Below are 15016 nucleotides of genomic sequence, written 5' to 3' on the forward strand. Positions count from 1 at the left end.
TATGTCCAATCAGCTGATATTCACCGTCACCAGTGCTGGCAGGCAAGCACTAGCCAGCAATCCTATTGCCTTATCCTATGTCGCTATCGGTACGGGCAATAATGCCATTACCGGTTATGAGAGCGCCTTACAATATGAGGTCGGACGCGCCGATATAATCTCAGGCGGTGTTGAGCCAATCAGTGAGGTGCTACGCTTTAGCGCGGTATTCGATACCAGTGGCAGCCAAGCCATTTATGAGCTAGGACTATTCACCAGTACCGGCGTACTATTTGCCCTTGCTAGAAACCGTGACCAGCCCGCCTTTAATAATAACGTGCATGCTAATGTTTACGGCTCGTTCGGAGTGTCACTTGCCGGTCTTACTGTCAGCCGCATCAGTATCGATAGTGACGACGCCCGCAGCCAACCGTTATCGATTATGGAATCGCATTTAGCCAATAGCACCAGCCATCCGCGCTATCTTGACAAGCCCCGTTTCAATCACTTGCTTAGTACGGTCATACCTATTGGTTATTTGTATCACAGCCACAGCACCAGCAACCCAAAACCCTTGTTTGATGAATTACTGGGCAAACCCACATCATGGCAGCGCCTCACCGGTCGCATTATCGTTGGCACGGATGACAACGACGCCTACGTGGACAGCCCTAGCATTGACTTAGGACAACGGGGTAACACTGTAACCGCCAATCAACAACGCCCTGACGTTTACCCGTTGCAAGCGACACATATATGGGAGCGCTTAACATGATCACTAATATTTACCTTAACGCCGTCCGTACTCACGTTGATTTATTAGTACGCCGTGGACGCATTGATAAGTTGATTGTGTGGGACGTTGGCACAGACGAAGTAAACGACCCTACCTTAATTTCACATCGTGCTTATGGCAACCGTGATGACGTCGCGGTGGTGATGCTGTGTGCTGGCACGAACCGCATTGGTGAGGCACTACCACGTAAAATAATCTATTTGCCCGTACAAGCCAGCCTAGCGGGTTTAAAGCGTGAGCATTTAACCAAGGAGTTGATGACCAATGGTTGATAAACCGACCGACTTTTTACAGTCAGAGACCCAAGATTCGACGAGCTGGCAAGACCGTCAAACCAACAACATGGACTTGAACGAGTTAAGGCAGTGGCGCAAACAGACGGGTAAGACAGTCAGCCAACAGCGCAAACATGCCAGCAGTCATAACCGCTACATTAAAGACACTTTAGAGGATATCGAGACCGGCAACCGGCTCAGTGACCAAAAACTAAAAGCATTGATCAGCGGCGCTAAGAATAAAGCGGGCATCAGTGTGAATGAGTTGCTTGAATTTACACTGGGCGATACCAAGCGCAATAACGAGCTTAAGAAAACTTTAAACGGCGCAGTCTTTGACGCCTATTTGGATAACGTCAAGAAGGCCTCGAATAAGTTTCTAGGCGGCATTACCCCAAACGAGGTTGTCAATCAATCGCGTTTTGAGGACGTTAACCGTGCCAACACTCAGATATTTTTAGCCAACGTCTTCAAGCGCCGTGGCAATATCTTATATTTTATGACCAATGCGGGCTTTAAAAGTAAAGACACTCATCATTATGTTGCCGTGCAGTTGCTTGACTATCCCAACCTGCTACTGGGACGCACCAAAGCGCCCAGTGTGGTCGATGTTAAGAAAGCGGTGAACACCGGTAAGATTAAGTTTGATTGCGACTGTGGGCGTCATCAATACTGGTATCGGTATGTCTCAACCGTGGGCAAGTACAATTTTGGACTCGATGAGAACCGTTACCCATCGACCCGTAACCCGCGTTTAGATGGGGTGGCATGCAAACACGTTTTGCGGGTCATGAAGCATTTAACCAGCGGCTTTATGATTGCCAAAGTTCAGGGCTATGCCAAAGACGATATTGCCAAAGCCAATAACAATATTAAGCCCCATCGTACCGCATCCAAACAGCTTAAACGTGAGGCTGGCAAGCAGACTGAGGCGATGAATAATTGGAAAGGCCGGTTGCATTGGAGCAAAAAGATTAAGAAAGCGGCCGCGACTGCCACCAAGCAGATTAAGGATGAGCAAAAGCGCCAACAAGCCCGCCAGCCAAACAATCCGACACAAGCGGAGAGTAGCAGTTACCAGTACGCCCAAAAGCAGGTTGGCAAGTCAGCCGTGCCCGCAAAGTTCAAAGAGATTTACCAAACTGAGATTAATAACTATCAACAACGCTGGGGCAAATAATGAGTTTAAAGATTGAGAACAAGCTGGTCGCAGATGGGCGGCGCTTAAGCAATCGCATGATTACTTTACGCAGTCAGTCAGTCATACCTACGTTTGCGTTTAGGCGCACCGTGTTAGCCGTTGATAATGAGGAGGACGAACGCAGCATGGTTGCATGGGCAGGACTTGGCACGGTGAGCAATAGCGAAGAACACGCCATCGATTATGAGCCACTAGGTCATGCGATGGCATTGATGATCGACAATCTTGCGGGCAAGGTGCATAACTCAGGTTCATTCGCCATGCCCGAAGAAATGACCTCACTTTGCTTGATTGAGCCTTATGATATTAAGCTGCAAGGTGATGAACGCGTGACCTTAAAACCTGACTGGATACCTGAGAAGGGCGACTTGTTTTGCTTTATGCTCAACAACCATAAGGAATACCATGAATGTACTGGCGTCATGGCGCAATCCATGCTGGCAAGTCAGGGTAGTAAGTACGCCTTAGCGCAGCGCTTTGACCTTGATTATCTTGATGCCTTCAATGAGGAAGACATACCGGACGTTGCCGTGCCTTACGAGTAGCACCGTACTAGCCCGCCCCAGTAAGAAAAAGCCGCCTAATAAGCGGCTTTTTTGCGTTTGGAACCTCCAAAAAGGGCGTAGCTAAAGGCGATTAAGATTAATCCTATCAGTTATCACTGTCAGTAACTTTATCTAACCGACCAACAGGATTAATCTCATGGATAAGCAACAAGCCAAAATCTTTCAAGACGCCGGACAAAAAGAAGCCGCAGCAACACGCCAGCTTTTAACCATTTTCGCTAACCCTGATAACGCCGGTCGTCATACTGCCGCGTTTGACTCTATGCAAGCGGAACATGCGGGCGGGCGTGAAGCCGCTTTTCAAGAATTGCCGTCCTCTTTGCAACGCATCCTTAGCAATGCAGATATTAAAAACCAGCCCCGCGCTGTCTTTGATGGCCTTGTCGATGGGATTACAGAGTACCAACGCCGTAACGGTGGCGATATGCCATCTGAATATACCGTCGCAGCCGCATTAACATCAGCCGCTATGCCATTTGGTGGTGCTGAGCGTTACGATAGCGCCGAACCAACGTTCGATAGTTTGAGCTTAGGTCATCATGAGGCAAACTCGATGGTTCCTGCTATCACCCAAGTCGTGATCGCTTACGGTATCTCAAACAGCTTGCCGCTTATCTCAATGTTGCCTAACCCTATGGGTAGTAACGAATTACCAATCGTTTACGGTACTGCCGTTGCTGGTATGAACATGGGCGTTATGCGCCGCAATGAAACAATGGACGGTGACAAGGCTGGCATGCCTTATCTAGAAAACCGCCATACTTTAGCAATGGACGCAGGCGTTGATGCTGGCACGTTTACTCTCACGTCACGCCTTGCTTATACGCATGAAGTCCGTGCTGACTCAACCTCTAAATTTGTCATTGATGATAGCTCACCACTCGCGCCGTTCTTAGGTGGTCGTGTGTCTGTTATGGTCAAAGGCATTGAAGTGGGTAGTGATAAGCATCGCACACATGCCTCGACTGAGGGCGTTAGTGTATTGCAGCCTACTGACTCTGCTGTCATTGGCATTGACACTTACACGCTAGCCAGCGGTACAGCCAACCTAGATACCCATGAAATCAAAATTGCTTTTGATGTGGTCAATGGTTCTGAGCCAGTCGCAGATGATGTGACGGTTGAGCTTGTTTTTGATTATGAGCGTAAAGATGACAACGGTGTGCAGATCATCCGTGAGCCATCAACCGACATGAGCTTTGAGCATCGTTCAATCTACGCGCATCCAAGCCGTTCACGTTCGGTTGCGTCTATTGACTCAATCACTCAGCTATCTAATGAGCTAGGGCTTAACTGGTATGCAGCCGCGCAAACAATCGCCATGCAACGTTACTACTTTGAGCAAACCGGTCGTTTATTGCGTAGTGCTATCAATATGTGCCTATCCAACCAAGACCCTGAACACGGTCGCGTTGCTACCTTTAACTTTACAAAAGATGGTGTCACACCCACCAATATTGCCGCTGCATTTGCCAACGTCAATATCACGCTAGGTCTCGCACGTTCACGCCTATCGACTGCTATTAACATGGCAATCAGTGGTTATGACTTGTTTGTATCAGACCGTGGCGCGGCGTTCTTCTCAGGCTTAGACGGTTCAAACTACGAGCCAACCGGCGAACCATTTGGCGACCAGTACAGCGTTTATCGCATTGGTAAAATGAAAACCAGCGGTGCAAACGTTTACTACGTGCCTAAATCTATGGGCGTTTTCAATGAAGATGCAGCCACCACAACCGCACATGCGCTAATGGTTCCACGCGCTAACACGCCAGCACAAGCGGCGTTTGTGGGTATGACCGCCGTACCGCCTATGGTACTGACGTCTAACGGTAACGCTTATGAAAAAGACGTTGCTATCTATAGCCGTCAAGCGGGCGAAACCAACCCACTACCACGCTATCGCAATCAGTTTATGCTGATTGAAATGATCAACTTGCCTTCTCTCTAATAGCTCGTTAATCGCATAGCCACTAGAACCTTGTTGTCATTCGTGGCAGCAAGGTTTTTTAAATATTTAACCCTTAAGGAATGATCATGACTGATATTAAAGAAGTACCAAACAACCTAGACGCGCTGGCAAGTACCGATGAGTATAAAAAAGTAGACGATACGTTCACGGTCAAGCAGCTTGAAAAATACTTAACGGACAATGAAATTGAATACTTAAGCGCTGACAATAAGCCTGAGTTGATTTGGCGTTATATGGACGCACAAGGCTTGCTTGATGCTGATGAGCCAGTAACCCCTACCGATGACATGCCAGCACCAGTTGAGCCACCAGTTGAGCCACCAGTTGAGCCAACATCACGCTTTCAACGCCGCTTTGATAAACGAAGCCAGCAAACCGCTCACAAGCCAGCGACCAAAGCCGTTTTAAACCGTGTAAGTGTCCATAACGTTGGTAGCTTTAACGTACTAGAGCCATCAACGACTACGCTTATGCTGGCAGGTAAAGTGACTAATATTGAGATTGTCGCTGGCAAGTCAAAAGCAAAGGTCATTGCCAATATTGAGCAATTCAATAAGACACGCGGCAAAATCCTAAAAATCATTTAATAGCTGTCACGCTCGTATATTGGGGTGGTTGAGGGCTACTTTAATCCCCCCATCATTTGAACACAGACTTGATAAGGCCTCATTATGATTGAGAGTAAAACACTGGGCGCATCGGCGGGTATTCAACGCCAAGACGTCATCGATAATTCAGAAACAACGGTACTGCCATCGCTGGCTAGCGGTGTCATCATTGGTCGCTTTAAACGAGGCAGAACCGATAAGCCGTTCACAGTCACACCCGCCAGCTATAAAGCATTATTAGGGCATGACCCATCTAACAAAAGCTACTTAGCCGTTGAGGACGCCTTTAAACGAGGCATTAGTGACGTCAGTATCTTACGCGTAGGCGGGCATGGCGTTGCCGCCAAAAAGTCCGTCAGTTACATCCATGTAGTGCCGGTCACTACTATCTTTCCTGATGAATACTTTGGAGTAATACTAGCATGACCGCTATCGCCGTTTGCTTGAAAACACAGATCAATAACCAGCTACCAGTCCTTCAAAGCTATCTAGCTTTTAACCCATCAAAACCGACAGGTATTCAATACGAGCAAGTCGCGGTCTATTCGCTCTTAGGGGAACTCTTTTCAGGTCAAACGGACTGGATGAATCATAGACAGGGCATGAGTATGATACCTAGTGGCACAGTAACCTTTGTGGGTACTATTTTTGATGGCAGCCCAGTCGGTGAAATGAACATCGTGGATAAAATAGCGCTGGCAGGTTTTAACGATTATAGCGTCAGGCATTTTATCAAAACTCTGTACGGATCTATGAATAAGCCTATTGGTTGGGATGCACGTGTGGATGCCGCTGGCCTTAGTGAACTTCAAGGCTTGATAGATGAAGGCCTTGCTAGTGAGGCCTTTATGGACGGCATGAGCATGACGTTGACCAAAACACCCGTAACCCTAACCTTTTCTCGTTGCAGCCAAGCCGAGATTGACAGCTTGTTTCAAGGCGACCACAACCCGCATGTCGATATGTTCGATAGCGTGAAAGAAATGCTGGTATCAAACGTCGCCTTAATGGATGCCAACGGTTTAAGCCAAGCGGTCTATGACGCCCCAACCGATACCATAATCTTTAAATCCGATTATACCGTTGGGATTACCTTTCCTGAACCCCCTATGATGACTTAGTAACGTTTAATAAAGGAGCGCAACCATGATTGAAAGTAAAACACTAGGTCATGCCGCCGGTATTCAATATCAAGGCGTCATCGACCAGTCAGAGAGCACGTCGCTACCGTCTTTAAACAACGGTGTCATCATGGGGCGCTTTAAACGTGGCCGCATGGATAAGCCGTTTACGGTCACGCCAGCCAGCTACAAGTCTTTACTGGGGCACGACCCCGCTAACAAGAGCTACTTAGCCGTTGAGGACGCCTTTAAACGTGGTGTGACAGGTATTAATGTCTTAAGGGTAGGTAGCACTGACGCCAACAAGCCAGCCATCAACACAGGCACGGTTATTTTTAGTGTTGAGAGCTACGATAACCCATCTAATGAGTATCAGTTATATGTTTATATTGATGAGCCAGTGGGTGACTGGTCGCTTAAAGAGTCAGGTGTGGTTATTGCTGACTCAACAGGTTTTATCGCAGAGAATGTGGAACTAGAATTTAATGAAGCCTTTGCTGATATTTATTTCAATGTCATTACACCTAATACTAAACATTTTGAGCTTGACGTTACCGCAGGCTATGTTGACTTGTCGTATTATGGGGATGATTCGGATTATGACGACAGCCCACTAGGTGAGGTTATTATTAGCCAATTCTCATCAAAAATACCCAGCTTTTCTACAGGATTAAATAATACGCTTTTAACCGTGCCCGAAACGCTACCGCCTGAATTGGTGGATATTAGTTATCTATTTTATGAAGCGTCACTGTTTAACCAAAATATTAGTATGTGGAATGTAAGCCATATCCTTAATATGAACGGTATGTTTTACGGCAACACGTTATACAACCAAGATTTATCGCCGTGGTGTGTGGCTAACCTACCGTTTGGCGCAGAGAGTTTTTCGGAAGGGGCTGTCTCATGGACACTACCTAAGCCCAACTGGGGAACCTGCCCGCGTGGTGAAGGCGGCGTGACAGACTATGCGCCAGACGCCGTGTTACCAAGCCAGCAACCAAGCGCATCGAATAGCTACATCCGCTTAACCCCAGTCACACCAATAGATGCCCTAAACGCAAACAACCCAATGATCATAGGAAGTGACGCATGAGCACTATCGCCGCTTGTTTAAAAACGAAAATCAGTAACCAGCCTATAAAAATGCAGAGTTTTGTTGATACAGACTTTACGCCCAATGAGTCAGTAAGCACTGAGCAGCTAACCGTACTGTCTCTACTATCATCTTTTTTCACAGGTCGGTCAAATTGGAGCTTTATCTCACCTGACCAGCCTGATTTTGGCGGCGGCTTAGGCGGCATGGGCGAGCCAGCAGACACCAGCGGCGTTAAAATAGGTTATATTTTTGATGACGAATACCCGCTATCACTTGCCACTTATGATGAAAGCAAGTTTAGGGAGGGGCTTAAACAGATAAGCAATATGATGATCCCTATTGAGTTTAGCGGGCTTGTTGATACCACCGACATTAGCGGCTTGCAACAGCTTATCGATGAAAAGATTAATAGCCAAAATTCAACCTATAGGGTAACGGTTCGTGTTGAGCCAATAACCCTAAGCATCCGCCGCAGCACCCAAAGCGATATAGACGCGCTACTGGTGGGCGGCATCCCGCCGCATGTTGATATGTTTGACACGTTGCTAGAAATGCTACCGCACCACTCAAAAACGTTGGATGGTAATGACTACGCGCCAGCTTGGTACGACCCACGCACTGATGAGATTTTATTTAAGTCTCATTATGGTATTTTCAAAGAGCGTATTGACTCGTTAAGCGAAGAAACCACCAGCGTTACGGTCAGTCAAGGCTTTATTAACGATACAAGCACAAACTATCTTTTTTCTTATCAGATTAACGATGATCCTATTGTTAATGCCAGTTTTGACGGTAGTAGCTTTGTGGCAACATCGCTTGCTGACTATATCGTTTGGCACATGCCTGACAAGGAGGTCTTTAAGTACGACTTTAACAGGCATCCTAGTGATAACGAGGCGCTTGTACCTTTTTGGATTGATAGCCGTAGTGATGGGAATGGTGATTATGTGTTTGCAGGCTTAGATGGCACAGAGATCATCCCTAACGTGTCACTATTTAAGCAATCGAATACGCTTAAATTCCTATTAACGCCTAGTGCAACCGATGCAACCGACATGGTGAAAATCTTGTTCGGTGGTGAGGTTGAGATTAAATCTGCTTATGCGTCCAGTGGAACCCCTTAAGAGTCAGTAAGATTATCAAGCCCATACTGTGAGGACAGTATGGGTTTTTTAATGGGATAAAATCATGATTGAAAGCAAAACGTTAGGGCATGCCGCCGGTATTCAGCGTCAAGACATTATCGACAATTCAGAGAGTACCGACCTGCCAGCCAGCCAAAACGGTGTCATCATGGGGCGCTTTAAACGTGGTCGCATGGACAAGCCGTTTGCTGTGACGGTTAATAATTACAAGGCGTTACTGGGTGACGACCCATTCAGCCCTAGCTTTACCGTAGTTGATGACGCATTCATTGCTGGTGCTGGCACGTTGATGATTATGCGTGTGGGTAGTCCATTAGCGTTTAGCCAATCAGCCACGCCGCCGCCGACAGAGCCGGAGAAAATCAATCGTCCAGCAACAATAGCCATTATCGGCACTGTCCAAGTAGGGCAAACCTTGTCGGCTGAAATAGCTGATGCGGATGGCTTGCCCAGTAATGTTAATTATCGATGGCTCTCTAATGGCGATGTTATTGGTGCATCTAAAGACTATCTGCTAACCCAAGAAAATAAGGGTGAGCAACTATCATTGCGCGTCACATTTACCGACCGCGCTGGATTTGACGAAGTTTTGACAAGCGAAACTGACGTAGTGCAACCATTCGACCATCCCGCCAGCGTCTTTATTACTGGCAATACTAAGGTGGGATCTGTATTGACAGCGGTTATTAGCGATGCAAACGGTGTGCCAAGCGATGTTAGCTATCAATGGATGGCTGACGATGTTCAAGTTGGTACAGCCAATACCCACCAGTTGACCGAAAGTGATAAATATCAACGTATATCATTGCGCGTCACGTTTACTGATAACGATGATTTTTACGAGAATGTTACCAGTGATGAGACTGACCCAGTACAACCAATTAACAGCCGCGCCAGCGTAAACATCAACGGCCTTACCAAAGTAGGCCAAACATTGACCAGCGAAATTATCGATGCAAACGGCGTACCCAGCAATGTTGCTCACCAGTGGAAAGCTGACGGCGTTCAGGTCGGCACTAATAGCAGCTACAAGCTAACCGAAAATGAGAAAAGCAAGCGCATAGCCTTACAAGTAACGTTTATTGATAACGATGGCTTTAGTGAGGACATTACTAGCGTGGCCACCAGTCCAGTAGTAGCTATTAACAGCCCCGCCAGCGTGTCTATCAATGGCCTTGCTAAAGTAGGCCAAACGCTTACTAGCACGGTTAGCGATGCAAACGGCGTACCCAGCAATATTGCTTACAAATGGATGGCTGACGGTGTTCAAATTAGCACCAATAGCGCCTATACGTTAAGAGAGAATGAGAAAGGCAAGCGCATATCCTTGCAAGTAACCTTTGCTGATAACGACAGCTTTAACGAGAGTGTTACTAGCAGCACAACACCCGCAGTACAGGCTTTGAATTATCCCGCCAGCGTGGTCATTAACGGTGATATTAAGGTAGGCCAAACGCTTAATAGTACGATACGAGATACAAATGGCGTACCCAGCAATATTACCTACAAATGGATGGCAGACGGCGTTCAGGTCGGCACTAATAGCAGCTACAAGCTAACGGAGAGCGATAAAGGCAAGCGTATGTCTTTACAGGTAGCGTTTACCGACAATGACGGCTTTAACGAGAGCGTTACTAGCAGTAATACCGCCACAGTGCAGCCGATAGATAAGTCGGCAAGCGTGATCATTAATGGCCTTGCTAAAGTAGGTCAGACACTTACGAGCACGGTTAGCGATGCAAACGGCGTACCCAGTAATGTTACCTATCGCTGGCTTGCTGATGGACTTCAACTTGGCAGTGCTACCAGTTACAAGCTAAATGAAAGCGATAAAGGCAAGTACATATATTTGCGGGTAATTTTTAACGATAATGATGGTTTCCGTGAGGATCTTACTAGCGAACCGACCGTCGCAGTACAGGCTTTGAATTACCCCGCCAGCGTGTCTATTGTTGGCCTTACCAAAGTAGGTCAGACGCTCACCGGTTCAATCAGCGATGACAACGGTGTGCCGAGCATCATTACCTACAAATGGATGGCAGACGGCGTTCAGGTTGGCGCTGATAGCAGCTACAAACTGACCGATAGTGACAACACCAAGCGCATGTCTTTACAAGTGACGTTTATTGATAACGACAATTTTTATGAGGACGCTACCAGCAGCACTACCGCCGCAGTACAAGCACTGAATAAGCCCGCCAGCGTAACTATTATCGGCGTTGCTAAAGTAGGGCAACGGCTCACCAGTACGATTGCCGATGAAAACGGCGTACCTAGTAATGTCGTTTACAAGTGGATGGCAGACGGCGTTCAGGTTAGTACCAACAGCACTTATACGTTAGTAGATAGCGATGCTGGCAAGCGCATGTCTTTACGAGTAACGTTTACTGATAACGATGGCTATGCCGAAGCTGTCACTAGCAGCACAACCGAGTTGGTTGATGCAGGCAGACCTATACAGCCGCCGCCAGTGGTACTACCCGCAAACACGCCGCTCAGGTTTAGAACGACTGATGATTATTATGAAAGAGAGCTTGCGGTAAACATTGTGTTATTGAGTCCAAGTCGAAACTGGGCGATTTACGATGAAAATACAGGTGAGTTGCTGGCTAAAGATGGCGCTGAGCCAGCCACCGGCGTTTCTTATACTGGCAATGTTGGATCTCAATATATAAGCATATATTTAGACAGAGCAGGAGCTATAAGTAAAAACAATAGTTATAGATTAGAGGGTGACGCAGGCGCTATTGAGGTCAATTACCAAAGAACAGGGCAAGCCAACATCCCTGACGGCGGCGTTTTTATCGATAGCTTTTCTTCAAGTATTGACACGTATTATTTCAATGTACGCAGTGCCAACCTCACGGTTCCTAGCGAGTTCCCTAGTCATATCACTAGCGCGGAAAGAATGTTCGCTGGCTCAGTGTTTTTTAACCAAAACATAAGCGGTTGGAATATAACCAATGTAACCGTTTTAGATAAAATGTTTTACCAGTGCAAATTCTTTAATCAGCCAATAGGGGATTGGGATACAAGTAGCGTTCGATTTATGAACAATACGTTCTCTAGCGCGTCGGCGTTTAATCAGCCGCTTAGCAACTGGGATGTGAGCAGTGTTATTGATATGACCGAAACTTTCCTATTTGCGACCTTGTTTAATCAGCCTTTAGGTATGTGGAATGTGAGCAAGGTTAAATACATGGACAGCATGTTCTTTAACGCGTGGGCATTTAACCAAGATTTATCACAATGGTGCGTTATAGATATCGTGTCGGCAGACAGTTTTACCAATGGCGATCCCGAAGAATGGACACTACCTAAGCCACCGTGGGGAACCTGCCCGCGTGGTGAGAACGTTGCCTAATTAAGCGATAAGAACCTGCCAGCGCTGGCAAGTCCGTTGCCAGTACCAGCCAATAGATAACCATTGGAACCCCCTAAAACGTTAAATCAAACCTTGCCTATACTTGTGACATACCAACACACGTATAGGCAATTTATTATGACCGCTCAAACGTTATACCTCAGTATTTTAGCCTCATCTATGACGCTAACCACAACCGCCAATCCCGCCGCTCTAGCCAGCATTGAGCTTGTAACGCAATATGCGTTTGATGCCAATGTCGTTGCTAAGGTCATGGTGGTTGACGATAAGACCCGCCCATCCCTTGATGATCCGCTCAACAACCTTGTTTTCAAGATTGCTTTTGAAGACAAAGTGAATGGCAGTTCACTGACCAATCTACAAGGTCGCCTATACACGGGCGGCGGTATTGAAGCGTTAGAGGAAAGCCATTCAGAACGGTTTTCATACATTACCGGTAAGCTGGATTTTCAAGCCTCGATGGAAACCATCTATGACTTTTTTGAAACGGTCGAAACCACGTATTCAGCCGGTCAAGCAGAGGCAATCAAAACCGCCTTGACGGACAACGGCGTTTTAAACCAACTGGGCGACTACCGTGTCAAAGAAGCCGTACTGACCGTGCCAGCCACCACCGTCACAGACTTAACCCCGCATGAGGTCAAAACTGCCTTGCTAGATATGCGCGACCGTCCACGCTATCTAGTCACTTGTGAGATTGACAGTCTGCCAAACATTGAGGCACTGGCTGAGGTCATGGCTAAGCGTAATTGCCACGTCTTAATTGACATGGGCAATATGACTGACTGGCAATCCGTCGTTGGCCTAGCCGAAGCAATCAGTATTGATGATCACCGGTTATGGTTGTTTTGGAACCCGAACCAGTCACGACCTAGCAACGCAACCACCGTATTAGCACGTAAGAAATGGCGACCATGCGTAGGCGATTACCTCGCTCAACTGCTTATTCGTAATGCCAATTCTAATGCCGCTGGTGTGCCACCAATTAACCGCCCAATCGCCGGTTATGACTTTCCCCTTGCGTTCCGTGATATGGAGAAAATGGCGGGCGTGTCATTACAAGAAGACGCACAAAACGCCCTAGCAGCAGCGGGCGTGAACGTGGTTATCAATGAGGAATTTGAGGGCGGCGCTCGTTGGATTTATGGCGATGCCTTAACCCAGTTCGATAGCGATACCAGTGCCTTACGCTTGATCAACGCCTCAGAAATCGAAACTTACACGGCAAACCTTGTGACCTCAATCGCAAAGAAGCATTTGCTTAAGGGCATGACCAGCTTTATCAAGGATGCTCAGGACGAATGCGTCCGTGCCTTAAACAAGTGCGCCTCAGCAGGGCTATTGACTGCCAGTGATGAGCTGAACGGCTTGTACTACGCGCTCAGTATTGCCCCACGCGCTGACAGTCCTTTTGAGAAAGTCGACATTAAGTTCAGCCGCCGCCCGCAAGGTTGTGCGCGTCAAGTGTTCTTAGAAACCACTATCACCAAATAACCTCAATGACTGAGCGCCGCTAAGCTGGGTAGCGTTCAGTCTTTACCCTTACGCACAACGACCCATTAAAAGGACACACCTATGATTACTCACGACCGTATGACCGCCCGCCGCCTTGAACGTCAGTATAACGAGCAACAAGCGCAATTTGATGCCATTGACCCTAAAGTCGCCGCTGATAAATTAGAGGTCAGCCGTATCAATGAGCGCATGGCTATCGCTGCGACCAGTCAGATGCGTTCGCAAGCCTTATCAGTCACTTTCATGCTTGCCAGCATGTTATCAGAGACCGATTATGACGATGACGCGATGCTGCCGAGTGAATTGCTTGATAGCTTGATGCTCGAAGCGTTCTCAGATGGCGACGATGAAGATGATGTTGATGAGATTGATGATAACGTTAAAACGGTATTCTCAGCCCACGTATCAGATGCGCTATCGACGTTAGGCGTTGACGATGACATTATCGAAGATTTGTTTGATACCGACGCTGAGGTTGCGGATGCCGCTGTGGTATCAGCCGCCGAGACTGTATTAGACAACATGCCTGACGATGGCAAAGACTTTGAAGACTTTATGACCGCATTTATTTATAGCGATGATGATGATGACGACGACGAAAGCTTTGACGGGCTGGATGATGAGAGCCAGCAATTTGATGCCGCTGGCAAGAAAAAACTAACGGTCGGTAAGAAATCAAGCCGTACTATCAATGGCAAAAAGCTACGTTATACCGCCGTTAAAGCCATGCGTAAAGGCAAGAAAGTGGTGATCAATAAACGTATCAGTGGCACAGCCAAACTGAGCGCCGGTCAAAAAGCGGGACTCAAAAAGGCACAGAAAAAAGCCCAAGCGCCACGCGTGATCAAAAAAGCCATGCGCTCGTTGAAAAAAGGCATTTCACAAAATATCTATAAGGGCAATCCAAAACGTTTAGCCGCCCTTGCTGGTGCTAACAAAGCCCGCGCCAAGCGCCCACCACGTATGAAGTAAAGCAACTAATGATATAAGGGTTACTATGATTACGATTATCCGCTTTTTAAGTAAGAACGGCATTGAGGTGAGTAGTGAGCTTGGCTTGGCTAAGTTCAATCTTATTATATTTCAGCTCATTGCTTTAACGCTAATGGTGATCAATTCTGAGTTTTTAGAACAAAGCGTGTCTTACCTTATGCTAAAAGTAGCCGTGGTATTGGCGTTAATACTGTCCATGATTGTGACCTATTATTCAGGAACCAATCGGCTAAAATAGCCAGTAGATAGCATATCTTTTTGTTAAAAGCCCGCCTCATCATGAGGCGGGCTTTTTGTTGGAACCCTGCCAGCCAGCAATAAACTAATCCGCCTACAATGGTTCTATCAGTTAATTACCCCA

The 15016-nt window shown here is 47.0% G+C and carries 14 protein-coding genes; all 14 read left to right on the top strand.

Annotated elements, in window-relative coordinates:
- Nucleotide 1: 1 nt before the first annotated feature.
- Entirely contained in the window at nt 2–754 is a 753-nt protein-coding gene (locus AAEY72_RS00795; RefSeq protein ID WP_352309071.1) for a hypothetical protein, read from the top strand.
- Nucleotides 751–1047: a hypothetical protein gene (locus AAEY72_RS00800; RefSeq protein WP_352309072.1), complete on the top strand. Its 297-nt coding sequence runs from the start codon at nt 751–753 to the stop codon at nt 1045–1047. The genes AAEY72_RS00795 and AAEY72_RS00800 overlap by 4 nt, the downstream gene beginning before the upstream one ends.
- Nucleotides 1040–2230: a hypothetical protein gene (locus AAEY72_RS00805; RefSeq protein ID WP_352309073.1), complete on the top strand. Its 1191-nt coding sequence runs from the start codon at nt 1040–1042 to the stop codon at nt 2228–2230. The genes AAEY72_RS00800 and AAEY72_RS00805 overlap by 8 nt, the downstream gene beginning before the upstream one ends.
- On the top strand, nt 2230–2796 hold the full coding sequence (locus AAEY72_RS00810; protein ID WP_352309074.1) for a hypothetical protein: 567 nt from the start codon (nt 2230–2232) through the stop codon (nt 2794–2796). Before AAEY72_RS00805 ends, AAEY72_RS00810 begins: the two co-directional genes overlap by 1 nt.
- A 157-nt stretch (nt 2797–2953) precedes the next feature.
- Complete coding sequence (locus AAEY72_RS00815) at nt 2954–4768, top strand: hypothetical protein (protein ID WP_352309075.1); 1815 nt, start codon at nt 2954–2956, stop codon at nt 4766–4768.
- 86 nt (nt 4769–4854) lie between these two features.
- Nucleotides 4855–5376, top strand: coding sequence for a hypothetical protein (locus tag AAEY72_RS00820; protein WP_352309076.1), 522 nt, complete (start codon nt 4855–4857; stop codon nt 5374–5376).
- An 84-nt stretch (nt 5377–5460) separates the two neighbouring features.
- Nucleotides 5461–5823, top strand: a complete 363-nt coding sequence (locus AAEY72_RS00825; RefSeq protein WP_352309077.1) for a hypothetical protein — start codon at nt 5461–5463, stop codon at nt 5821–5823.
- Nucleotides 5820–6518 (top strand): hypothetical protein, encoded by a 699-nt coding sequence (locus AAEY72_RS00830; protein WP_352309078.1) that lies wholly within the window; start codon nt 5820–5822, stop codon nt 6516–6518. Before AAEY72_RS00825 ends, AAEY72_RS00830 begins: the two co-directional genes overlap by 4 nt.
- A gap of 25 nt (nt 6519–6543) precedes the next feature.
- Nucleotides 6544–7614: a BspA family leucine-rich repeat surface protein gene (locus tag AAEY72_RS00835; protein WP_352309079.1), complete on the top strand. Its 1071-nt coding sequence runs from the start codon at nt 6544–6546 to the stop codon at nt 7612–7614.
- Nucleotides 7611–8741 (top strand): hypothetical protein, encoded by a 1131-nt coding sequence (locus AAEY72_RS00840; RefSeq protein WP_352309080.1) that lies wholly within the window; start codon nt 7611–7613, stop codon nt 8739–8741. Before AAEY72_RS00835 ends, AAEY72_RS00840 begins: the two co-directional genes overlap by 4 nt.
- A 64-nt stretch (nt 8742–8805) precedes the next feature.
- Entirely contained in the window at nt 8806–12126 is a 3321-nt protein-coding gene (locus AAEY72_RS00845) for a BspA family leucine-rich repeat surface protein (RefSeq protein ID WP_352309081.1), read from the top strand.
- 138 nt (nt 12127–12264) lie between these two features.
- Nucleotides 12265–13641 carry a hypothetical protein gene (locus AAEY72_RS00850; RefSeq protein WP_352309082.1) on the top strand — a complete coding sequence of 459 codons (1377 nt, stop codon included), beginning with the start codon at nt 12265–12267 and terminating at the stop codon, nt 13639–13641.
- 81 nt (nt 13642–13722) lie between these two features.
- Nucleotides 13723–14634, top strand: a complete 912-nt coding sequence (locus AAEY72_RS00855; RefSeq protein ID WP_352309083.1) for a hypothetical protein — start codon at nt 13723–13725, stop codon at nt 14632–14634.
- Nucleotides 14635–14659: 25 nt separating this feature from the next.
- Nucleotides 14660–14893, top strand: coding sequence for a hypothetical protein (locus AAEY72_RS00860; RefSeq protein WP_352309084.1), 234 nt, complete (start codon nt 14660–14662; stop codon nt 14891–14893).
- Nucleotides 14894–15016: the final 123 nt, after the last annotated feature.

It is taken from the genome of Psychrobacter sp. W2-37-MNA-CIBAN-0211, assembly GCF_040309405.1.
Classification (GTDB): domain Bacteria; phylum Pseudomonadota; class Gammaproteobacteria; order Pseudomonadales; family Moraxellaceae; genus Psychrobacter; species Psychrobacter glaciei.

Excerpts from the sequence above, each read along its gene's own strand:
- AAEY72_RS00795 (WP_352309071.1), top strand. The coding sequence starts at position 2 with ATGTCCAATCAGCTGATATTCACCGTCACCAGTGCTGGCAGGCAAGCA.
- AAEY72_RS00800 (WP_352309072.1), top strand. The coding sequence starts at position 751 with ATGATCACTAATATTTACCTTAACGCCGTCCGTACTCACGTTGATTTA.
- AAEY72_RS00805 (WP_352309073.1), top strand. The coding sequence starts at position 1,040 with ATGGTTGATAAACCGACCGACTTTTTACAGTCAGAGACCCAAGATTCG.
- AAEY72_RS00810 (WP_352309074.1), top strand. The coding sequence starts at position 2,230 with ATGAGTTTAAAGATTGAGAACAAGCTGGTCGCAGATGGGCGGCGCTTA.
- AAEY72_RS00815 (WP_352309075.1), top strand. The coding sequence starts at position 2,954 with ATGGATAAGCAACAAGCCAAAATCTTTCAAGACGCCGGACAAAAAGAA.
- AAEY72_RS00820 (WP_352309076.1), top strand. The coding sequence starts at position 4,855 with ATGACTGATATTAAAGAAGTACCAAACAACCTAGACGCGCTGGCAAGT.
- AAEY72_RS00825 (WP_352309077.1), top strand. The coding sequence starts at position 5,461 with ATGATTGAGAGTAAAACACTGGGCGCATCGGCGGGTATTCAACGCCAA.
- AAEY72_RS00830 (WP_352309078.1), top strand. The coding sequence starts at position 5,820 with ATGACCGCTATCGCCGTTTGCTTGAAAACACAGATCAATAACCAGCTA.
- AAEY72_RS00835 (WP_352309079.1), top strand. The coding sequence starts at position 6,544 with ATGATTGAAAGTAAAACACTAGGTCATGCCGCCGGTATTCAATATCAA.
- AAEY72_RS00840 (WP_352309080.1), top strand. The coding sequence starts at position 7,611 with ATGAGCACTATCGCCGCTTGTTTAAAAACGAAAATCAGTAACCAGCCT.
- AAEY72_RS00845 (WP_352309081.1), top strand. The coding sequence starts at position 8,806 with ATGATTGAAAGCAAAACGTTAGGGCATGCCGCCGGTATTCAGCGTCAA.
- AAEY72_RS00850 (WP_352309082.1), top strand. The coding sequence starts at position 12,265 with ATGACCGCTCAAACGTTATACCTCAGTATTTTAGCCTCATCTATGACG.
- AAEY72_RS00855 (WP_352309083.1), top strand. The coding sequence starts at position 13,723 with ATGATTACTCACGACCGTATGACCGCCCGCCGCCTTGAACGTCAGTAT.
- AAEY72_RS00860 (WP_352309084.1), top strand. The coding sequence starts at position 14,660 with ATGATTACGATTATCCGCTTTTTAAGTAAGAACGGCATTGAGGTGAGT.